Origin of the sequence: Trichococcus sp. ES5, from assembly GCF_900067165.1 — a bacterium.
In the GTDB taxonomy this organism is placed as follows: Bacteria; Bacillota; Bacilli; order Lactobacillales; family Aerococcaceae; genus Trichococcus; species Trichococcus flocculiformis.
Genome location: NZ_FJND01000001.1, coordinates 1 through 22,407 on the forward strand (window position 1 = coordinate 1; position 22,407 = coordinate 22,407).

General features: G+C 47.8%; 17 protein-coding genes. 4 read left to right on the forward strand and 13 right to left on the reverse strand.

Annotated elements, in window-relative coordinates:
* The 4 genes from tnpA to TES5_RS00015 all read right to left on the reverse strand — a co-directional run.
* The coding region (gene tnpA, locus TES5_RS14855; protein ID WP_157080379.1) for an IS200/IS605 family transposase at window positions 1-189 on the reverse strand (189 nt) is incomplete at its 3' end.
* Between the two features lie 146 nt (window positions 190-335).
* Entirely contained in the window at window positions 336-800 is a 465-nt protein-coding gene (locus TES5_RS00005; RefSeq protein WP_068558421.1) for a SprT family protein, read from the reverse strand.
* A gap of 13 nt (window positions 801-813) precedes the next feature.
* Window positions 814-2,997: a Tex family protein gene (locus tag TES5_RS00010; RefSeq protein WP_068558425.1), complete on the reverse strand. Its 2,184-nt coding sequence runs from the start codon at window positions 2,995-2,997 to the stop codon at window positions 814-816.
* A 52-nt stretch (window positions 2,998-3,049) separates the two neighbouring features.
* On the reverse strand, window positions 3,050-3,757 hold the full coding sequence (locus TES5_RS00015; RefSeq protein WP_068558428.1) for a metallophosphoesterase family protein: 708 nt from the start codon (window positions 3,755-3,757) through the stop codon (window positions 3,050-3,052).
* Window positions 3,758-4,093: 336 nt separating this feature from the next.
* Between TES5_RS00015 and TES5_RS00020 the strand changes: the two genes are divergently transcribed.
* Complete coding sequence (locus TES5_RS00020) at window positions 4,094-5,557, forward strand: NCS2 family permease (protein ID WP_068558431.1); 1,464 nt, start codon at window positions 4,094-4,096, stop codon at window positions 5,555-5,557.
* Between the two features lie 315 nt (window positions 5,558-5,872).
* Complete coding sequence (locus tag TES5_RS00025; protein WP_068558433.1) at window positions 5,873-8,545, forward strand: cation-translocating P-type ATPase; 2,673 nt, start codon at window positions 5,873-5,875, stop codon at window positions 8,543-8,545.
* 331 nt (window positions 8,546-8,876) lie between these two features.
* Here the strand turns inward: TES5_RS00025 and TES5_RS00030 are convergent, their stop codons facing one another.
* The 5 genes from TES5_RS00030 to TES5_RS00050 form a co-directional block, all read right to left on the reverse strand.
* Window positions 8,877-9,740: a nuclease-related domain-containing protein gene (locus tag TES5_RS00030; protein ID WP_143071466.1), complete on the reverse strand. Its 864-nt coding sequence runs from the start codon at window positions 9,738-9,740 to the stop codon at window positions 8,877-8,879.
* A 339-nt stretch (window positions 9,741-10,079) separates the two neighbouring features.
* Window positions 10,080-11,429: a glutathione-disulfide reductase gene (gene gorA / locus TES5_RS00035; RefSeq protein WP_068558435.1), complete on the reverse strand. Its 1,350-nt coding sequence runs from the start codon at window positions 11,427-11,429 to the stop codon at window positions 10,080-10,082.
* Between the two features lie 30 nt (window positions 11,430-11,459).
* On the reverse strand, window positions 11,460-12,035 hold the full coding sequence (locus TES5_RS00040) for a dihydrolipoamide dehydrogenase (RefSeq protein ID WP_232309243.1): 576 nt from the start codon (window positions 12,033-12,035) through the stop codon (window positions 11,460-11,462).
* A 54-nt stretch (window positions 12,036-12,089) separates the two neighbouring features.
* Window positions 12,090-12,653 carry a chromate transporter gene (locus TES5_RS00045; RefSeq protein WP_068558438.1) on the reverse strand — a complete coding sequence of 188 codons (564 nt, stop codon included), beginning with the start codon at window positions 12,651-12,653 and terminating at the stop codon, window positions 12,090-12,092.
* Window positions 12,650-13,228 (reverse strand): chromate transporter, encoded by a 579-nt coding sequence (locus TES5_RS00050; RefSeq protein ID WP_232309244.1) that lies wholly within the window; start codon window positions 13,226-13,228, stop codon window positions 12,650-12,652. The genes TES5_RS00045 and TES5_RS00050 overlap by 4 nt, the downstream gene beginning before the upstream one ends.
* A 345-nt stretch (window positions 13,229-13,573) precedes the next feature.
* Between TES5_RS00050 and TES5_RS00055 the strand changes: the two genes are divergently transcribed.
* On the forward strand, window positions 13,574-13,903 hold the full coding sequence (locus tag TES5_RS00055; protein WP_068558444.1) for an iron-sulfur cluster biosynthesis family protein: 330 nt from the start codon (window positions 13,574-13,576) through the stop codon (window positions 13,901-13,903).
* 79 nt (window positions 13,904-13,982) lie between these two features.
* Here the strand turns inward: TES5_RS00055 and gcvPB are convergent, their stop codons facing one another.
* From gcvPB to gcvT, 4 genes are all read right to left on the reverse strand, one after another.
* Window positions 13,983-15,431: an aminomethyl-transferring glycine dehydrogenase subunit GcvPB gene (gene gcvPB, locus TES5_RS00060; protein ID WP_068558447.1), complete on the reverse strand. Its 1,449-nt coding sequence runs from the start codon at window positions 15,429-15,431 to the stop codon at window positions 13,983-13,985.
* The gene (gcvPA, locus tag TES5_RS00065; RefSeq protein ID WP_068558450.1) at window positions 15,424-16,779 is read right to left on the reverse strand and encodes an aminomethyl-transferring glycine dehydrogenase subunit GcvPA; all 1,356 of its coding nucleotides are present in this window, start codon (window positions 16,777-16,779) and stop codon (window positions 15,424-15,426) included. The genes gcvPB and gcvPA overlap by 8 nt, the downstream gene beginning before the upstream one ends.
* Window position 16,780: 1 nt before the next feature.
* Window positions 16,781-17,176 (reverse strand): glycine cleavage system protein GcvH, encoded by a 396-nt coding sequence (gene gcvH / locus TES5_RS00070; protein ID WP_068558453.1) that lies wholly within the window; start codon window positions 17,174-17,176, stop codon window positions 16,781-16,783.
* Window positions 17,177-17,241: 65 nt separating this feature from the next.
* Window positions 17,242-18,357 carry a glycine cleavage system aminomethyltransferase GcvT gene (gcvT, locus tag TES5_RS00075; RefSeq protein ID WP_068558456.1) on the reverse strand — a complete coding sequence of 372 codons (1,116 nt, stop codon included), beginning with the start codon at window positions 18,355-18,357 and terminating at the stop codon, window positions 17,242-17,244.
* Between the two features lie 452 nt (window positions 18,358-18,809).
* On the opposite strand from gcvT, the gene TES5_RS00080 reads away from it, so the two are divergent.
* Window positions 18,810-22,241: a pyruvate carboxylase gene (locus tag TES5_RS00080; RefSeq protein WP_068558457.1), complete on the forward strand. Its 3,432-nt coding sequence runs from the start codon at window positions 18,810-18,812 to the stop codon at window positions 22,239-22,241.
* Window positions 22,242-22,407 lie beyond the last annotated feature (166 nt).

Here is a 22,407-nt window from a genome sequence, read left to right on the forward strand (position 1 = left end):
GTGGTCTGGCATGATCTCCATTTCCTGAATTTCGACGGATAGACCGGTGCACGTTTCTACAATGAGCTCCTTTAAGCGTGCCGCTACTGGTCCGACAAGGACCTTTCGCCGATATTTTGGACACCAGACAACATGGTAGGTACAAGAATAAGTGATGTTATGATTTGATTTATATTTTTTATTTTCCATACATTGATTATACAGCGAATTCCCACATAACACAACTGAGTGCACGTCTTATATCCCCATAGCTAAAGCAAGGGGCTTTACGACGATCTTTCGGTAATTATCAAAAAGCCGGAAGGTCATCAAACGACTTTCCGGCTTCTTTTACTTTATCCAGTGGATTGACTCTTCAACCGCAACTTCCCCTTGCACTTCCCGCACACATACTTCTTCAGATCTATCCTTCTTTTCCGCGGATACATCTGTCCGCAGGCACTGCAACTGTACAACCATTTTGGCGGCGTAACTATTCCAGCCTGGCGCAGGTCCTTTACGAACCGGCTCCCCCCGCTCGCCTTCAGCAAGTTCCGGAAATCGGCATCCCGATGCTGGTAGCCCCGGCCTTCCAGATGCAAGTGGTAATGGCAGAGTTCATGCTTCACAACTTTTTCCAGTTCCTCTGCCCCATGAAGTTCCAACACTAATGGGTTGAAATCCAAATCGTGGCTTCCCAGGTGGTAGCGTCCGCCTGTCGTCTTGAGGCGGCGGTTAAAACTGGCGCGGTGGCGGAACGGTTTCCGGAAAACGGTACTCGAAATGTGCTCCACCAACCTTTGCAGTTCTTGTTCGTTCATCAATTGTTCCTCATTATTTTTGCGGCAGCATCGTCAAGGCAACCCGGCCTTTGTTCGTGTCGACATGATCGACCCAAACGGTCACGATATCGCCGACTGCGACCACATCGGAGGGGTGCTTGACGAAGCGGTTGCTGAGTTTGGAGATGTGGACCATGCCGTCCTGTTTGACCCCGATGTCGACAAAGGCGCCGAAGTCCACAACGTTGCGGACGGTCCCTTGCAGTTCCATCCCTGGCTTCAAGTCCTCCATTGAGAGCACATCTTGGCGCAGCAAAGGTTGGGCGATGTCGTCGCGCGGATCGCGGCCCGGTTTCGTTAGACCGGCGATGATATCCTGCAACGTTTCCTTACCGAGACCGGTTGCTTCGCGGGCTTTGGTGCGATCCAACGCTCCCAGCGCTTCACGGGCTTGTTCGGTTCCGATGTCCTTCAGGCTAAGCCCAGCCAGTACCAGCACTTCTTTGGCGGCCGGATAGGATTCGGGATGGATATCGGTGTTGTCAAGGATGTTCTTGCCCCCAGCGATGCGCATGAAGCCGACCGATTGTTCGAAAGCCTTCGGGCCGAGACGCGGCACTTTCTTCAATTGTTGGCGGCTGTCGAAGGCGCCATTTTCTTCACGGAAAGTGACAATGTTATTGGCAATCGTTTTGTTCAGGCCGGCAACGTGCTGCAGCAATGGCGCACTGGCCGTGTTCAGGTTGACGCCGACTTGGTTCACGGCGGTTTCGACGACGAAGTCCAAGCGTTCGCCCAACTGTTTTTGGGAAACGTCATGCTGATACTGGCCGACACCAACCGATTTCGGATCGATCTTCACCAATTCGGCAAGCGGATCCTGCAGACGGCGCGCGATGCTGACGGCACTGCGTTCTTCGACCTGGAAATCAGGGAATTCCTCACGAGCGATATCGCTGGCGGAATAAACCGAAGCGCCCGCTTCATTGACGATAGCGTAGTAGACCGTATTCAGCACTTGCTTAATCTGCTCGGATACGAATAGCTCGGACTCGCGGCTAGCGGTTCCGTTCCCGATGGCGACCATTTCGACTTTGTAGTCCTGAAGCATTTTGCGGAAAGCCGGACCGGCAGCAGCGCGTTTTTCCTGGTTGGCTGGTTTGTGCGGATAAATAACGCTCTTCGCCAATACTTTACCGGTCGCATCGACGATCGCCAACTTGCAGCCGGTACGGTAAGCCGGATCCAAACCAAGCACCACTTTGCCTTTCAAAGGCGGCTGCAGCAACAGGTTGCGCAGGTTGTCGCCGAAGACGTCGATCGCTTGCGCATCGGCGGCTTCGGTCAATTCGTTGCGCAGTTCGCGTTCGATGGCCGGTCCAATGAAACGGCGGTAGCTGTCTTCATAGGCGGCCTTCACGTACGGCGCAGCGATACTGTTCGGATTCTTCAGAACTTTCTTCGACAAATACGCGAAGATTTTCTCCTCATCGACCGCGATCGCAACCTTCAGGATGCCGGTTTTTTCGCCGCGGTTCATAGCCAGGATGCGGTGCGGTACGGCCGTGGCCACACCTTGGGAAAAATCGTAGTACATCTCGAAGACGCCCTTTTCGTCGCTCTCGGCATCCTTCACCGTGCTGACGACCTGGCCGTTTTTGCGCGTGAACTCGCGGATATGTTCGCGGTAAGCCGGTTCATCGCTGACGATTTCGGCTATGATTTCATGGGCCCCAGCCAAAACGTCTTCTATAGTAGAAAGTTCCATTTCCTCATTCAGGAATTCCTTGGCCTTCGCCTCTACTGATAAGGATCCGCTCGTCGGTCCGTTCATCAGCCACTCGGCAAACGGAGCCAAGCCTTTTTCGCGGGCGATTGCGGCTTTCGTGCGGCGTTTTTGTTTGTAGGGACGGTATAGGTCTTCAACGCGTTGCATCTTTTCGGCGCGTTCGATATCCGCTTTGAGCTTTGGCGTCAGTTTGCCTTGCTCTTCGATGATGCGGATGACTTCTTCCTTGCGCTTGTACAGGTTCGTCGCGTATTGGTGGCGCTCTTCTATTTCGCGGATCTCGACCTCATCAAGCGATCCGGTCGCTTCCTTCCGGTAGCGCGCGATGAAAGGGACGGTATTACCCTCTTCCAATAGCTGCAGTACTTTTTCGATTTGTGCGGGTTTGAATTGGCTTAGCTCTGCTTTCACCAAGTCCATAACGATTTGTTGAGCTGTTTCTGTCATAGTGTTATTTATTCCTGCCTTTCAAAACAAAAATGCCGTTTCGGCACCTTCATCATTTCTGTATTATATGGTCCGCTTTCAGACCGGTTTTGTCAAATACGACGCCGTGCAGCGATCCGCCGTAGACGGCTCCGCCATCGATACCGATCTTATCGTCCGAGATCCAAAGGTCCGATCGATCGTTGTCGCCGTGGAGATAAAAAGTTGGAGTATGCCCGAACACGATTGTTTTGCCGCTGCGGTTCTTCTTTTTGTGGAACGGTTCGCGGATCCAGAGGAAGTCCTCTTCGGAGCTGTCGTGCCAATCTTTCTTCCCCAAATCTACACCGGCATGGACGAACACGTATTGTTCCCATTCATAGTACAAAGGAAGCTCAGCCAAAAAAGCGAGCAGATCCTTGTAGTAATGTTTCATCATCAGGGCGATTTCAGTAGGCGAATACTCTTCATCGATGCGCTCATGCAGAAAACTTTCCAAGGAACCCAAACCGCCGTTCAGAAAATAATTGCCTGCGTATTCCTCCGGCTTCGCGATGAAATTCATCAGGATAGCCTCGTGGTTGCCCTTCAGATAAATAGCACCGTACTTCTCCACCAGTTCCTTCGCCAGCAGAAAACAGGCTTTCGAGTTTTCGCCGCGGTCCCCTAGATCGCCGATAAAAATCAGCTGCTGCTTCTCGCGGTCCCACTTTTCCAATAATTTCTTCAGTAAGGTGATTTCCCCATGGACATCGCCCACCACAAATACTTCTTCTTTCATGCTCTGCACCTTCTTTCGTCCAGACTGCTTCGGTACTTCTCATTTTAGCATATCACCCGCTTTCCTGCTCAGGCATATTTACCGAAAAGATCCTATTTTCCTGAAATGCCAACGTTAAGAAGTAATAGCAGCGCTTTTGAACCGCTTTCATTACTGGGTCAGGCAAATCACGAACATTAAACTAACAAATTGATTAAATCATTCACTTATTTATTGCAAGCCTTAGGGTGATTGGTTATAATAGTCGAGTGGCAAGCAAGGAATGCATTTGAAATCATTTATTGTATCTGTTTCCTGTCGCTGCCGAAAAAAATTCAGATGGGAGATCTTTTCAAAATGGAAAATTTCTTTAAACTCAAAGAGCACGGAACAACAGTTTCCAAAGAAGTCGTTGCAGGGATCACAACTTTCTTCGCAATGTCTTATATCATCTTCGTCAATCCAGCAATCCTTTCTTTATCTGGGATGCCTAGCCAAGCAGTCTTCTTGGCAACAATCATTTCCGCTGCAGTCAGCACTTTGGTGATGGGCCTTTTCGCCAACGTACCTTATGCTTTGGCACCGGGTATGGGCTTGAACGCCTTCTTCACTTTCACTGTCGTCTTCTCACTTGGTTTCACTTGGCAACAAGCTTTGGCCATGGTATTCATCTGTGGGATGGTCAACGTTCTGATCACTGTAACCAAAATCAGAAAAATGATCATCAAATCGATCCCTGAAAGCCTGCAGCACGCAATCAGCGGCGGGATCGGCATCTTCATCGCTTATATCGGAATCAAAAACGCCGGCTTCCTTGAATTCACTTCCGATGCTGGCTCCATCACAGCGATCAATGGCGCTCCTTACGACGCAACGGCTGAGACTTTCACTGGCGGAGTAGGATCAGTCGTAACTGGCGGCGGCATCGTCCCTGCTTTAGTTAATTTCACACAAATGCCTGCTTTATTGGCTTTGATTGGTTTGGTCATTACGGCTGTACTGATGGTCAAAAATGTCCGCGGCGCAATCCTTATCGGTATCGTTGCGACCACTTTGTTGGGTATCCCGATGGGTGTTGTTGATATTTCAACAGCAAGCCTGCAAGCAAACTCGCTTGCAACAGCTATTTCCGAATTAGATGTGACATTCGGTGCTGCATTCGGTTCAGAAGGTCTTTTGTCCTTGTTCTCCGATGTTTCCCAACTGCCTTTAGTCTTGATGACCATCTTCGCATTCAGCCTTTCCGATACTTTCGACACAATCGGTACATTCATCGGAACTGGCCGTCGTACTGGTATCTTCTCTGCAGAAGATGAAAAAGCGCTTGAGGAAGGATCCGGATTCAGTTCGAAGATGGATAAAGCTTTGTTCGCCGATTCAGTCGGTACGGTAATCGGTTCGATCTTCGGCACTTCAAATACGACTACTTACGTTGAAAGTGCTGCCGGTATCGGTGCTGGCGGACGTACTGGTTTGACTGCAGTTGTAGTTGCCGGCATGTTCATCATCAGTGCATTCTTCGCACCGCTGATTGGTGTTGTTCCCGCAGCTGCAACAGCTCCTGCTTTGATCCTTGTCGGTATTTTGATGATGGGATCATTCACGGAAATCAACTGGCATGATCTGGAAGATGCAATCCCTGCTTTCTTCGCATCCATCTTCATGGGTCTTTCTTACAGCATTTCCTACGGTATCGCAGCCGGCTTCTTCTTCTACTGCATCGTGAAAGTCGTAAAAGGAAAATCGTACGAAATCCACCCGATCGTGTGGTTCTCTTCGGCTTTGTTCTTGGCCAACTTCATCATTTTGGCATTGCTTTAATATGACTGGGCGCATTTCCGATTGATCGGAAATGTGTCCATTTTTTTAATTGTTTTCGTTTTCGGTAATAAATTGTTGCGATTCCTTGCTTTTGTCGATATAATTAATCCGAGTGTTAAACTGAATATCTCCATAGGGGAGTAACTAGCAGTACAAGGCTGTGGTAATGTCAACAATAAGTAGAGTAATCCTATCTTCTGGTGTTACCTTAAATAGTGAGACTTATGCATACAGTGTTGTCTGATGGACAATTTTATGCATAGGTCTCTTTTCATTTTAACACTACTACATTCAGGTTAAGAGAGGGGAAATACTGTGTCAAAAGAACAACTGAATAAAGCGTTCTTCGCGCAAACGGAAGAGGAAGTCTTAGCTGAACTTAACTCGACTAGAGATGGCCTTACCAAAGAGGAAGCCGCGAAGAGATTGGCTGAGTATGGAGAGAACGTACTAGAAGCAGGTGAAAAACGCACCACTTTGCAAAAATTCTTGGATCAATTCAAGGATTTCATGATTCTCGTTCTATTAGCTGCAGCGATCATTTCTGGTACTATCGGTCATGAAATCGCTGATGCCATCATCATCTTAGCTGTTGTTATCATAAACGCATTCTTAGGTGTATTCCAAGAGAACAAAGCCGAAGAAGCAATCGAAGCTTTGAAGAAAATGGCTTCACCGCTTGCCAACGTAAAACGTGACGGAGAAGTTGTCCAAGTCAAGTCAGAATTGCTTGTGCCTGGTGACATCATCATTTTGGAAGCCGGAGATGTTGTTCCTGCAGATATCCGCCTTTACGATGTCAATTCCCTTAAAGTCGAAGAAGCTGCTTTGACTGGTGAGTCTGTACCGGTCGAAAAAGACTTGCGTGACGTTGAAACCGACGCTGCTTTAGGTGACCGCAAGAACATGGCGTTCTCAAGCACAAACGTTACTTATGGCCGTGCGGAAGGTGTCGTCGTCCTTACAGGGATGAACACCGAAGTTGGACATATCGCGAACATGCTGCAGAACGCTGAAGAGAAGAAAACACCATTACAGATCAACCAAGATCAAATGGGTAAATCTTTGACTGTTCTGATTCTGGTAATCGCTGTATTGATGTTCATCATCGGATTCGGATTCAACGGCCGTCCTTGGTTGGATATGTTGATGGTTTCGATTTCCGTAGCTGTTGCGGCTATTCCTGAAGGTTTGCCTGCCATCACGACAATCATCTTGGCATTGGGTACGCAAAAAATGGCGAGCAGAAATGCGCTTGTCCGCAAATTGCCTGCTGTTGAAACATTGGGTGGTACTGAAGTTATCTGTTCCGACAAAACCGGTACATTGACTCAAAACAAAATGACGATCGAAAAGGTATACTACGATGGCCAAGTCCACGATGCTAACGAAAATATCGATTTGGAATTGCCTGTTATGAAGATCATGAACTTGGCAAATGACACAAAAATCGCCAACGATAAATCGTTGATCGGTGACCCTACCGAAACAGCAATGGTGCAATACGGTTTGGAAAAAGGTTTTGACCTTTCCGCTAAATTGGTTGACATGCCGCGTGTTGGTGAAGTTCCTTTTGAATCGGACCGCAAATTGATGTCCACGATCCACCCGGAAGGCAACCAATTCTTGGTCGCTACCAAAGGGGCTCCTGATGAGTTGTTGAAACGCTGCACGCACATCATCAAAGCTGGCGTCATTTCACCGATCACAGATGCTGACAGAAACGCAATCCTGGACACAAATCACAGCTTGGCTATCCAAGCATTGCGTGTATTGGCGATGGCATTCAAAAACGTCGCTGCTGTACCTGCTAAAATGACGACTGAAGCAGTCGAAACGGAATTGGTGTTTGCAGGTCTGATCGGTATGATCGACCCTGAGCGTCCGGAAGCGAAACAAGCGATCGCTCAAGCACAAAAAGCTGGTATCCGTACGGTCATGATCACGGGTGACCATAGAGATACTGCTTCTGCAATCGCAACGCGTTTAGGTATTTTGGATGAAAACACTTCTGCTGGCTCAGTCATTACCGGAGCTGAATTGAATGATATCTCTGATGATGATTTCTTGCGCACGGTTCAGAACTACTCAGTCTATGCCCGTGTTTCTCCTGAACATAAAGTACGTATCGTTAAAGCTTGGCAAGATAACGGCAAAGTGGTCGCCATGACTGGTGACGGCGTGAACGATGCCCCTTCATTGAAACAAGCTGACATCGGTATCGGTATGGGTATCACAGGTACGGAAGTTTCTAAAGGTGCTTCCGACATGGTATTGGCTGATGATAACTTTGCAACAATCGTTCATGCGGTTGAAGAAGGACGTAAGGTTTTCGCAAACATTCAAAAAGCGGTTCAATACTTGCTTTCTGCTAACTTGGGTGAAGTATTGACCTTGTTCATCGCTACTGTTTTGGGATGGCAGATCCTTGAACCAATCCACTTGCTGTGGATCAACTTGGTTACGGACGTATTCCCTGCTATTGCTTTAGGTTTGGAAGAAGCTGAGAAAGATGTTATGGAACAAGCGCCTCGTGGTCGTTCTTCCAACTTCTTCTCTAACGGCGTATTCCCTAGCATGATTTACCAAGGTATCTACGAAGGTGGAATCACCCTGTTCGTATTCTGGTTGGCGACTATCTACTACGGATATGAACTGCACATTGGTGAAGCAATGGCCTTCTTAACATTAGGATTTATCCAGTTGTCGCATGCCTTCAACTGTAAATCCGTCTTCAAATCATTGTTCTCTGTCAACCCGTTCGGCAACAAAATGTTCAACTACGCAGTCTTGCTGTCGTTGTCATTGATGCTGATGGTGGCATTCGTTCCAGGATTAAACACAATTTTCGGAATCTATGACATGACTGGTCAACAATGGATGATCGTTATTGCAGCTGCTTTGTCGGTAATCCCATTCGTAGAGATCATGAAAGCTATCTTGCGCGGTATCGGATACGACAAAAAAGTGAACCAGATCAAAGAATAATACATGAATATTTAAAAACCCCATCGCGACTTATGGTCGTGATGGGGTTTTCTTTTGCGGTTTGGGTTGAAGGCCTGGATTTTGGATTGAGATTCCCCGCCAAAACCATTTTGGCGGGGAATCTCGCGGTGTCAGCGGGAGATTTAGCCCGCCGAAGTAGTTTTGGCGGGTTTTCGTGTAGTATTCGTGACTGATTTTCCCCGCCAACTTTATTTTGGCGGGTTATTTTTGAACCCAAACTCAATTCCTAGACAGAATTAATGCAAGGATTTGCCCATAAAGTAGTTATATGAATCACGTTATCCCCTCTATATAAATTTTGCCCGCAATATTATTCGTAATAGCGCGCATTCCCGCTTCCTTTAGAAGTATATTCCTCCCTCAAAACCCGAAAAATTCGGTCCCTTCTTCCTATTCCGCACCAATCCGTCATATGAGCTGAGGTCACTGGTTCATTCGGGAACAACAAGCGGAAGTCCTCAATGCTGTTTTTGATTGCCTTTTTGACATTTACTTTCTTTCCGCAGTTCCCGCATGTTTGACGATGGCCGCTGAATGTTCCTAAAAGAGCGCCACAGGCAGTGCAAGGGATTCCTTTTCTTAACTGGTTGTAACGATATTTCGGCATTTTGCTTGGATAATCAGGCTTGTGGAGTTTTACAAGTGCATCCGCCAATTTTTTCTGTTCAGCAGTCGGTTTAGCGCCTGTATGCAGATTTTCAAAATATCCAGAAATCTGGCTCGGCAGTAACAACTGCTCATCAGCAGGCGCACCCAGAAGAGTAAACTCAGGATTAACGTAGACGACAAAGGCATCTACTTCCATCTTGCAGCCCAACTCCAGAAGAAGCAATTCCAGCCGAACTCGTGTCTTCTGCAATTGCAAATCAGGATTCTCCATAATGACTCCGTTGAGTTTGGTGAATTTATCTTTTCCCCAATAATGTACTCCTTCATAGTTTTTTATTTCGCATATTATTATTTTGCCGAAAAAAATCAGCACGGTATCGATTTGGAAAGAAGATCGCCTGATTTCCAATTGTAGATCATTAAGAATCAAGCAATACTCTTTCAGTTTTTCGATTAATTCATCGAAGCGCATCTCCCCTTCGAATCCTTTTATTAAATTGAGATAATAATAGTAGTCATCGCTTGATAAATGCATGCGTGAAGACAATATTTGATAAATGTTCAAAAGCTTCGACTTTTTCCGTTCCTTATACGCGATAGTGATCACCCCTATATTTGTTGTCAAATACAGTATGCGCGGAGTCTATGGGATTGCTCTTCACATTTTTGCATTTTTATCGAATCATGAGATGGTTCGCATTATCCGTTTGGTCGAATTATCACGTCATTTACCCCGCCAAAATTGATTTGGCGGGGTAAAAAACCTCGGCATCGTCTGAAATAGCCCGCCAAAACGCGTTTGGCGGGCTATTTCACGGTGAAGTCTATTCAGTTTGCCCGCCAAAAAGGTTTTGAAGGGTTATCTCGCACGCTTGGTCGCTTGCGACCAAGCGTGCATCTCGTTCTACCGCATAGTCACAAACTCTTCCGCGCCAGTGGGATGGATGGCTACGGTATTATCGAAGTCGGCTTTGGTGGCGCCCATTTTGATGGCTACTGCGAAGCCTTGTATCATTTCATCGACACCGTAGCCGATGCCGTGGAGACCAACGACTTGCTCGTTCTCTCCTGCGCAGACCAGTTTCATTTTGACTAGCTGTCGATGAGCCGTAACGGCTGTGTACATCGACGCAAAGCTAGACTTGTACACTTTTACCTGATCCGCGCCAAACTTCGCTACGGCGTCTTTTTCGCTCAATCCGATGCTGCCGATTGGCGGGTGACTGAAGATTACAGTCGGGATGTTGTCGTAGTCCAGTTTTTCATTCGGTTTGTTGTTAAACAGGCGTTCCGACAATCTGCGCCCGGCTGCAATCGCAACAGGCGTCAGCATGTTCTTGCCGGTTACGTCTCCGACTGCGTAGATGCCGTCGACGGAACTGTTCTCGTATTCGTCGACGATGATGAATTTTTTGTCGCTGACTTTCACATCGGTCGCTTCGATGTTTAGACCGTCAATGTTGGCGGTCCGTCCGATCGCCCAGATGATTTTGTCGAAGACTTCCGATCTGCCGTCCTCTAGGTGCAGCGTCAAAGTGCCGTCTGCATTCTTTTCGACAGCTTTCGATACGGCATGCGTATGTAATGTCGGACCATCCTTTTCGATTTCCTCCATCAGTCCTTCGATGATGCTGTCATCGTATTTGCGCAACGGCTTATCATAGCGGACATAAAGATGCGTATCCACTCCCAAATTGTGCAGCACGCCGGCCAATTCGATGGCGATGTAGCCGGCTCCCACGACTGCGACTTTCTCGGGCAGTTCGGTCCATTCGAAGAATGTATCGGAAACGTCGCCTAGCTTTGCGCCAGGAATCCGTGGACGGATCGGTTTTGCACCAGTCGCAATCAAGATATGTTTGGAACAGATCAGCTCGCCGTTCACCTCAACAGTATGGTTATCGACGAATTTGGCAAAGCCTTCAATCACATCGACATTGCGGCGTTCGAAGCCCGCTTGATAGGAGTTGCGGGAACGCTCTACATAGGCGTCCCGGTTCTTCAGCAAGGTCGGAAAGTCGATTTTGTGTGCACCTGTATCAAACCCATAATCTGGTCCGTATTTGTGGATTGCTTCCGATATTTGGGATGCATACCACATGATTTTTTTCGGTACGCACCCGATGTTCACGCACGTTCCACCCAATAAATTTCCTTCGATAACAGCAGTTTTAGCACCGTATTCTGACGCACGGTTCATCGTCGCAATGCCGCCGCTGCCACCTCCGATGGCGATAAAATCATATTGCCTCATTTTGTTCCTCCGTTACTATCTATAGTATTCTCAATTATTTTTTCTTTCTTCCAACCAAACACAACCAATCGTCTGCGATGCCGGCAAAATGGCCTGGTAGCGGCCGTGGTTATCATACGCTTTATAGAAAAGCTTGCCGTCCTCGTTGTAGCCATAAGCATAGACGACTACCCAATGGTTTTTGTACTTGCTGTTGAAAAGTCGCGTCGTTCCGACGATGACCGGTACCGGATTCGGACGGTCCAACAAGGCCGGCACGATTTTTTCCGTGATGAGTCCCGATTTTACGGACCAATCCGGAATGTCCATAAGCAAAGCCTTCAGTCCGTGCTGCACGTCCCAGAAGAAAGTTCCCTTGTAGGGCAGAAATTCATCAACGACCGTCAGCAAGCCCGCCAACAGTGTATCTTTATCCAACGACTTCTTGTATTTCTGCAGAACCGCATCATGCACCAGCACAGCGCTGCAATAAGTGCCACAGATGCCTGGGGTGCCGCTGTTGATCCAGCTGCGGTATTTCGCGAATCGCGCAGGCTTCAACCCCTGCCACTTTTTCGGCATATTCTTTTTTGCTTGAATCTCTTTAGCTGCCTGATTTGACATCATGACAAGTTCCTTTCTTGACGAAGTGAATGTGCTATTCTTTTATTATACACCCGATCAGCTGATTAAATGGAAAAGGATGCTTACGGCACCAGAAACAAGTATCAGCCAAATAGAGTCGATTTTTGTAGTCCGGAGCGCATACAATGCCGCAATAAAGATTCCAACCGCAAGGAAATTGACGGTGATTCCGCCGATTAGCGTTCCGCCGGATTGGAACAGAGCAGCCACAAAAAGCGCCAATCCTGCCGCGGCAATCAGAGCTACGACTGCCGGTCGCAGCCCACCAAGGATGCCTTGCATGATTTTGATATCGCGGTACTTATAGTAAGCCCATGCCAAAATCAATGAGAGGATGATTGAAGGCGTGACTGTACCAAGAGTCGCAACAATTGCCCCTGCAAAACCGCCCACTTTGGTTCCGACGAAGGTAGCCGAATTGATGGCGATCGGTCCCGGCGTGATCTGCGAAATCGTGATGATGTCCGTGTATTCCTGCATTGTTAGCCAGCCATGATTCACGACGATTTCATTCCGGATCAGCGGTAAGGACGCGTAGCCACCGCCAATCGTGAACAGACCGATTTGGAAGAAGGACCAGAATAATTGCAAATAAATCATTTGATCGCCCCTTTCTTCTCTTGATAGCTCAGATTGACAAAACCGATCAATCCCGCCAAGAAAATGATCAGGACGACGTGAACATCAAAGAAATAGGAAGCGATGAACGCCACCAACAGTAATAGAATATTCACAATGTCGCGCTGCTTGACGACCCCGCTGACCATGCCGATGACGACATTGACGATGACTGCAGCCACACCCGCTTGCATCCCGATCATCAAAGCATCCACAATCGGATTTTCACGAAAATTCATGTAAAAATAGGAAACAATCGTGATGATGATAAGCGGGGGCGCAACCGTACCGAATACAGTCACCAAAGCTCCCAGAAAACCCGCCACACGATAGCCGACCAGAATGGATGTATTGACGGCAATCGCACCAGGCGCGGACTGCCCCAAAGCAACCAAATCCAACATTTCATCTGAATCAATCCATTTCAGTTGTTCCACGAATTTTTTTTGCATCAACGGTACGATCACATAGCCTCCACCAAAAGTGAATGCACTCAGCACAAAAGTTGATTTGAACAATAGCCAAAACAACCGAACTGACTTTTCTTGATTTGCCAAAGAATCTCCCCACCTCTTCATTATTTTAAACTCATATATCTTTGATTCTACCAAAGTTGGTTAGTGATGTAAAAAGAACGATCTACCAGAGGGCAGTAGCAAAAGATTGCAGAAGTGTTATTGACATTTTTCCAGTTATAGGATTTTCTTAAGAATGTTCAAAATAAATCGAAAATCTTCTTCCACCGATCCCTTCTGAAGTCATCCTGACTTTCGGCGGAAGATGGCTTTTCTTGTTTTTTGATGGATATATCGTATACTTATAGTAAGAAAGCAAAGTTGGATAGGCAGTTTCCCCGCCTGGTCATTTGCAGTTACTTTGTATGGAAAGAAAGGGATTAAATCATGAAACTCACTTTTACCGATTCCGCCATTACGGAAATCCAAAAACGTTACGAACTCAAGGACATCAGCCTCTTCTATGCGGTCGGCGATGATTGCGGCTGCCCGAGCACCGGCATCTTCATGTTGAAGGCGCATGATGCCGGAATGGCTGAATACGATACCATAATCGAAACGAACATCGGACCTGTACCTGCTCAAAAATGGGCTCTGGTTTTTCTCGACAGCGACAACGTCATCGATTTCAATGCCGGTCAGCATGCCTTCCAATTGAAAAGCGAACGCGGTTTCCTGAACATGAACCTGTTGCTGGAGCAGACTGTCGCACAGTAAAGTCAAATACACAAAAAGAACAGCCCCCACTTTTCCATTAAAACGGATTGTCGGGAGCTTTTCTTTTTTTGGCATCAAATCAGTATTTCACTTTGATCACTCTGGCGGCGCGCACTTCATCCAGTCGTCTGACCGATGTATGAAGCGGTGCTTGTGTGACGGTTTCCGGCGTTTCTGCTGCTTCGCGGGCGATTGCGATCAGCGCGTCCGCAAAGTCGTCGAGCGTTTCCTTGCTTTCGGTTTCCGTCGGTTCGATCATCAAAGCTTCCTCGACAATCAACGGAAAATAGACAGTCGGCGCGTAATAGCCGTAATCCAGCAAGCGCTTGGCCATGTCCAAAGTCCGCACACCGCCCTTCTTCTGACGGTTGCCGGAAAGGACGAATTCGTGCTTGCAGATGACCGGATACGGCGTGTCGAAATCATTTTCGAGAAGCTTACGCAGATAATTGGCATGCAGCACGGCGCTCTCCGATACTTTGCGCAAACCGACTGGTCCCATTGTGCGGATGTAGGTGTAGGCCCGGACAAGGACGCCGAAGTTCCCGTAATAACCTTTGACCGGACCGATTGAAGCGGGATGATCGCTGTTCAGCACATAGCCTTCTTCTGTCTTCTCCACTCGCGGAATCGGCAGAAACCCTTTCAGATTTGCCTTTACGCCTACTGGACCGGCTCCCGGTCCGCCGCCGCCATGCGGCGTACTGAATGTCTTGTGCAGGTTCAAATGAACGATATCGAAGCCCATCGTGCCTGGCGTCGTTTTGCTGAGGATGGCGTTCAGGTTCGCACCGTCGTAATAAAGCAATCCGCCGGCACCGTGGATGATTTCGGCAATCTGCACGATGTCGCGCTCAAACAGCCCCAGCGTATTCGGATTCGTCAGCATCAAAGCGGCAGTCTTGTCATCGACTGCCTTGCGCAAAGCTTCGAGATCGACCAAACCTTCAGCGGTCGACGGGATGCTTACGACATCGAAGCCCGCGATATGGGCACTCGATGGATTGGTTCCATGGGCGCTGTCCGGCACGAAAACCTTCGTGCGCTGGAGATCGCCATTCTTTTCATGGTAGGCTCGTACCATCATCAAACCGGTCCATTCGCCGTGCGCTCCGGCTGCCGGCTGCAAAGAAACACCGTCCATGCCGGTGATGACTTCCAAGTCTTCCTGCAGTTCATGCATCAACTGCAGCGCGCCTTGGACGGTTTCCACTGGTTGATAAGGGTGGATATTGGCGAAGCCGTCCAAACGGGCGGTCACCTCGTTGATTTTCGGGTTGTATTTCATTGTGCAGGACCCCAGCGGATAAAAGCCGTTTTCTATGCCAAAGTTGTCCTGGGAAAGGTTGGTGTAATGGCGCATCAACTGCAGCTCGCTGATTTCCGGCAATTCGGCCGGCTGTTTGCGGACAAGATGCTCCGGCAGTTTGGCTTTGAAATCCGCTTTTGGGACATCACTCTTCGGCAGGCTGTAGCCGACGCGCCCTGGACGGCTTAATTCAAAAATCACATTTTTTGTTTTACGCATGCTTCATCCCCTCCAATACCGCAATGAATCGGTCGATTTCTTCCTTCGTGCGTTTTTCGGTGGCACAAACCAGCAACTGATTCGGTTTTTTATAGGTTTTGGCCAAGCTGTAGCCACCGATGATGCCCGCCTCCAGCAAAGCCTTATTCGCTTCTTCAGCAGGGAAAGGCAGATCGATAACGAACTCGTTGAAGAACGGCGACTGATTCAGGATCGCGAAGCCTTTATCCTGCAAAGCTTGGGCAAAATAAGCTGCTTTGTCGACGTTCAGCTGCGCCATTTCCTGGACGCCATGTTTGCCGAGGGCCGCCATGCAGACCGCTGAAGCCAACGCGTTCAAGGCTTGGTTCGAACTCATGTAGGAAGTCGCTTTTTCGCGGCGGATATGCTGCTCTCGGCTTTGAAGCGTCAGCACAAAAGCGCGTTCTCCCTCGGCATCAACAGTTTCCCCGACAATCCGTCCGGGAACTTTACGGATATGCTTTTGATTCACGGAGAAGTAACCGCAATGCGGACCGCCGAATGACATCGGCAAACCGAACGGCTGCGTATCTCCGACAACGATATCCGCCCCCAACTTACCGGGCGCTTCCAATATTCCAAGCGCCAACGGATTGGCCATCACGATCAACAGCGCCCCTTTATCTTCCGCAATCTTTTTGACGACAGCCAAATCTTCGACCGAGCCGAAGAAATTCGGGTACTGGACTACGATTGCGGCGGTATCCGGTGTGGTCAGGCATCGCGTGACACCGAAGTTGGTGACGTCTTTTTCCATCAACACTTCGATGACTTCGAGGCCACGACCTTTTGCGGCAGTGTGGACGACGGCACGAGCATTCGGATGGACCGCTTGTGAAAGAACGATTTCCTTGCGTTTCGTAACGGCCGCTGCCAAACCAACAGCTTCGCTCAAGGAAGCAAAACCATCATATAAGGAAGAGTTTGTGGCTTCCATCCCGGTCAATTCGCTGATCATCGATTGAAACTCAAAAATCGCCTGCAGCTCTCCTTGACTGGCTTCCGCCTGATAAGGGGTATAGGCCGTATAAAATTCAGAGCGCGAAATCACTGCATCCACAACGCTTGGAATATAATGATCATACGTACCGGCGCCCATGAAAATCGGCATCTGTCCGGCACTGACGTTTTTCTCGGCCAAATCTTTCATTTGTTTCAATAGTTCCGATTCGGAAACGGCAGCCGGAATCGCCAACGCTTCCTTCAAACGGATTTCGTCAGGGATATCCGTGAACAGGTCCTCCATGCTTTCGACCCCGATGACAGCCAATATTTCTTTTTCGTCTTCGGCCGTATCCGGTAAATAACGGAATCTCTCCTCAGTCATTTTACGCTTCCTCCTCGGCCACGAATGCTGCATATTCATCGTAGCTCAACAATTCATCCAATTCATTGATATCGCTCAGGCTCATTTCGTACATCCAGCCGCCTGCAAACGGTTCTGCATTGACGATTTCAGGGGAATCAGCTAAAGCTTCGTTTTGTTTCGTCACTGTTCCAGAGACAGGCGCATACACTTCCGAGACGGATTTTACGGATTCTACCGTCACAGACTCGTCCCCCTTTGCCAATTCAGCATCCATATCAGCCACGAAATCCACGAACACGATATCGCCAAGTTGTTCTGCTGCATGCTCTGTGATGCCGATGCGTACTATTTCATCCGTAATCTTTTCTACCCATTCGTGCTCTTTTGTGTAATAAAAATTTTTGTAGTCTGCCATTTTGATCATCCTTTCGCGCACGGCGCTGGTTTATTTTTGTTTTTCATTAGTATACGTGCCTAAAATTATTTTTTTCTTTTGTAGAATGGTTTCGGAACAATCCGAGCTTGGATACGTTTGTTGCGTATTTCAATTTGGATTTCTGTTCCGAGGGCGGCTGCTTCCGACTTCACTAAGGCCATTCCGATACTTTTCTTCAAAGTCGGCGACTGCGTACCGGATGTGACGACCCCGACCTCCGCTCCGTCCGAGGAAAAGACTTTATAGCCTTCGCGTGGAATCCCTCTTTCGATGGCTTCGAAACCGACGATCTTTTCTTTTGGTCCGTCTTCGCGAATTGCCGTCAAGGATGCTTTACCGATAAAATCACTCGCTTTTTTCGTCTTGACTGCAAATCCCAACCCAGCAGCCAGTGGGGTGATTTCCTCAGATAATTCATGTCCATACAGTGGCATCCCGGACTCCAATCGAAGCGTGTCCCGCGAACCGAGTCCACAAGGCAAAGCACCATAGGCTTCTCCGACTGCCAGCAGTTTTTCCCACAGCAACGCGGTCTGCTCACCCGCCAGATATAATTCAACCCCGTCTTCACCGGTATAACCCGTCCTCGAAATCAAGACATGCGGAATGCCCGCCACTTCCTGTTCCGCGATGAAATGGTAATTTCCGATGGCATCCAGATCAGCGTCCGTCAGTTCCTTCAGAATTTTGATGGCGGCCGGTCCTTGCAGAGCGAGCAGACCGATACTGTCGGAAATATTGCTGATACTCGCTTCTGACTTGTTGTTCTCCTGCATCCATGCAAATACTTTATCCGTGTTGGATGCATTGCAGACCAGCAGGTAGCGCGCTTCGTCCATTTTGAAAAGGATGACGTCATCGACTGCCCCGCCATCCGGGTAACACATAATATTGTATTGAGCCTGGCCGATTGTCATCACGCTGATATCATTCGTCAGCAGTCCATTCAGGTAGTCTTTTGCTTTATCGCCGGATATTTCGATCTCTCCCATATGCGAACAATCGAACAATCCCGCGCGCTCACGAACGGCCTCATGTTCGGAAAGAATGCCGGAAAATTGGATCGGCATCTCCCAACCCCCGAAATCAATCAGCTTCACGTCATTCGCTTTATAATATTCAAATAATGGCGTGTGTTTGCCTGTTGTTGGTTCACTCACGTTTAAATCCCCCTTTTCTTTACTGGATTCCCCATTTTTGCGACTATTTTTCGATTACCGTCGCATTAACGTGTAACCGCTTCACTTCCCTTTGTTATCTATTTTAGCACAGAAAATGAGCAAAAACCTCTCATGAAAGATTGTTCGTATTAAGCGCGAAATCAATCTCATAATAGCAAGTAATAATTTTAATTAAGAAAAATACACTTATCTTATTGATGTTATTTTGAATAATCGTTCGTGTTTTGTCCAAAAACAGCATTTCCGCCAATTATTAATGGATTCTTAAAAAGGTAGTTGTAAACAAGCTAAATAATGTGTAAAATGAATAATTAAAAAGATATAATTGATTTCTCTCGCCAAATTTTCATATTCGGCAGAAATCACGAATCATTTTTAATCATTGTATAAGAAATTTTCCTGAATTTTAATAAATTAGCGAGGTGGAAATATTGAAAAAAGTTTTAGTTGCAAATCGTGGCGAAATCGCGATACGTGTATTTCGTGCACTGACTGAACTGGGAATCCCTACTGTGGGCGTATATGCGCAAGAGGATGAAGGTTCTGTGCACCGTTTTAAAGCAGATGAAGCCTATTTGGTCGGAAAAGGCAAAAAGCCTATCGACGCCTATCTGGACATCGAAGACCTGATCCGCATCGCTAAAGATTCCGGTGCAGACGGCATTCATCCTGGATATGGTTTCTTATCTGAAAATATCGACTTCGCTAGACGCTGCCAAGAAGAAGGCATCAAATTCATCGGTCCTTCTTTGGAGCATTTGGACATTTTTGGCGATAAAATCAAAGCAAAAGTTGCCGCTGTGGAAGCTGGCATTCAATCAATCCCTGGTTCGGACGGTCCTGTCGCGAACGTCGATGAAGTTATTGCGTTTGCGGAAGCCTACAACTACCCGATCATGATCAAAGCGGCTTTAGGCGGCGGCGGACGCGGTATGCGGATGGCCTTCAACGAACAAGAAGCTCGCGAAGGTTTCGAAAGAGCCCGCAGTGAAGCTTTGTCCGCGTTCGGCAACGATGAAATTTATGTCGAAAAGTACATCCAAGATCCTAAACATATCGAAATTCAAATTTTAGGGGATGAGCACGGTAACATTGTTCACCTCTACGAGCGTGACTGCTCTGTGCAACGTCGTCACCAAAAAGTAGTCGAAGTGGCACCTTGCGTTTCCATGTCGGATGAGGTCCGTCACGAAATCTGTAACGCTGCTCTTCAATTGATGAAACACGTTGGCTATGTAAATGCCGGAACCGTTGAATTCCTATTGGAAGGCGATCAATTCTACTTCATCGAAGTGAATCCGCGTGTCCAAGTGGAGCACACAATCACAGAATTGATTACAGGAATCGATGTCGTCCAATCACAGATCCTGATCGCTCAAGGACAAGATCTGCATAAAGAAATCGGTATCCCGCAACAGGAAAATATCCCGTTGATCGGTGCTGCTATCCAATGCCGGATCACGACGGAAGATCCGTTGAATAACTTCTTCCCTGATACCGGAAAAATCAATACGTACCGTTCTCCAGGCGGTTTCGGTATCCGATTGGATGCTGGTAACGGATTCCAAGGTACGGTCGTAACACCGTTCTTTGACTCTTTACTAGTTAAATTATGCGTTCATGCTTCGACATTCGATCAAGCTGTCCGCAAAACGGAGCGTTCGCTGATCGAATTCCGAATCCGTGGCGTAAAAACGAACATTCCATTCATGTTCAACGTCATCACGCACCCGATCTTTGTATCAGGCGATGCGAAAACGACATTCATCGATACGACGCCGGAATTGTTCGAATTCCCTAAAACGCGTGACCGTGGTAACAAAACGATGCAGTACATCGGAAACATTACCGTTAATGGCTTCCCGGGCATCCAAAAAGGCCACAAGAAGTTCTACGATAAGCCTCGGATTCCGACTGACATCGTTGTTCCGGAACAAAAAATCATTACCGCCAAAAATATCTTGGATGAAAAAGGCCCTACAGCAGTGAGCGAATGGATCAAAGACCAAAACCGCGTTCTCTTGACGGATACAACTTTCCGTGATGCGCACCAAAGTTTGCTGGCTACCCGTATCCGCACAAATGAGATGCAAGCCATCGCAGCCGAAACGCGAGCGGCCATTCCGCAATTTTTCTCTTCGGAAATGTGGGGAGGAGCTACCTTCGATGTTGCCTACCGCTTCTTGAGCGAAGATCCTTGGAAACGATTGAAGAAACTGCGCTCGCAAATGCCGGATACTTTATTGCAGATGCTTTTCCGTGGATCCAATGCCGTCGGATACCAAAACTATCCGGACAACGGTTTAGAAGAGTTCATCAGACTTGCCGCTAAAAACGGAATCGATGTTTTCCGTATCTTCGACAGTTTGAACTGGACGAAACAAATGGAGAAGAGCATCCAGTATGTGCGCGACAATGATAAGATTGCTGAAGCAGCCATCTGCTACACTGGCGATATCAATGATCCGACACAAACAAAATACACCATCCAATACTACAAAGAGATGGCCAAAGAGCTTGAATCACTGGGTGCACACATCATCGCAATCAAGGATATGGCTGGCCTTTTGAAACCGCAAGCGGCTTACCGTCTGATCAGCGAATTGAAAGATACCGTCAATCTGCCGATCCATCTGCATACACATGACACAAGCGGTAACGGCATCTACACATACTCAGAAGCAATCAAAGCTGGCGTAGACATCGTAGATGTGGCCATGAGTGCCATGAGCGGCACGACCAGCCAACCAAGCATCAGCAGCTTGTACTATGCCCTGGAAGGTTCTGAACACGCGCCGGAAATCAATATCCATAACGTACACAAAATCAACCGTTATTGGGAAGATATCCGTGATTACTATGAAGAATTCGAAGGCGGCATCCAGACGACTTCAACAGAAGTCTACAATCACCAAATGCCGGGCGGACAATACACGAACCTGCAACAACAGGCGAATGCGGTCGGCTTGAACGACGAGTGGGATAAAGTCAAAGAAATGTATGCTGACGTGAATAAAATGTTCGGCGATATCGTTAAAGTGACCCCTTCCTCAAAAGTTGTCGGCGACATGGCTCTCTTCATGGTCCAAAACAAATTGAATGAAGAAGATATCTACGCTAAAGGCGATACCATCGACTTCCCTGAATCCGTCATCAGCTTCTTCAAAGGTGACTTGGGCCAACCGACAGGCGGATTCCCCGAGAGATTGCAGGAAATCATCCTGAAAGGCAAAAAAGCCATCACAGAACGACCAGGCAGCCTGCGTGAGCCAATCGACTTCGTGGCTTTGAAAGCCGAACTGGAGGAAAAAATCCAGCGTCCAGCCAGCGATGAGGATGTCATCAGCTACCTGATGTACCCGCAAATCTTCCTGGATTACGTGGCCGTCTACGATAAGTTCGGCGATGTCACAAAACTTGACACCCCTACTTTCTTCCACGGCATGCGTATGGGCGAACAGATCGAAGTTCAGATCGAAAAAGGTAAAACTTTGATCATTAAATTGAACTCGATCGGTGAACCTGATTCGGACGGAATGCGTATCCTCTACTTCGACCTGAATGGCCAAGGCCGTGAGATTGAAGTCAAAGATATGTCCATCACCAGCACGAAAGCGATCCGCAAAAAAGCGGAACCTACCAACAAAGAACACGTCGGCGCAACAATGCCGGGTTCTGTATTGGAAGTTCTCGTCAAACGCGGCGACCGCGTTTCTCAAGGCGATCCAGTCGTGATCACTGAAGCGATGAAGATGGAAACGATGATCCGTTCAACAATCAGCGGTGTCGTCGATCAGATCTATGTTATCGACGGCGATCAGATCGAAGCCGGAGATCTGCTAATCGAGATCGAAGCAAAATAAAAATATAGAAAAGCGGAGCGGGTTCGTTCAGCCCTGAAAGAATTTTAGGAAATCTTACCGACTGAGCATCGTAGAGCGCAACAGGTACGATTTATCTAAATTCCGAAGGGCTTACCCGTGTAGCTGGACAACTTATTATAAGCACAAGAAGGGGAGGCTCCAAAGG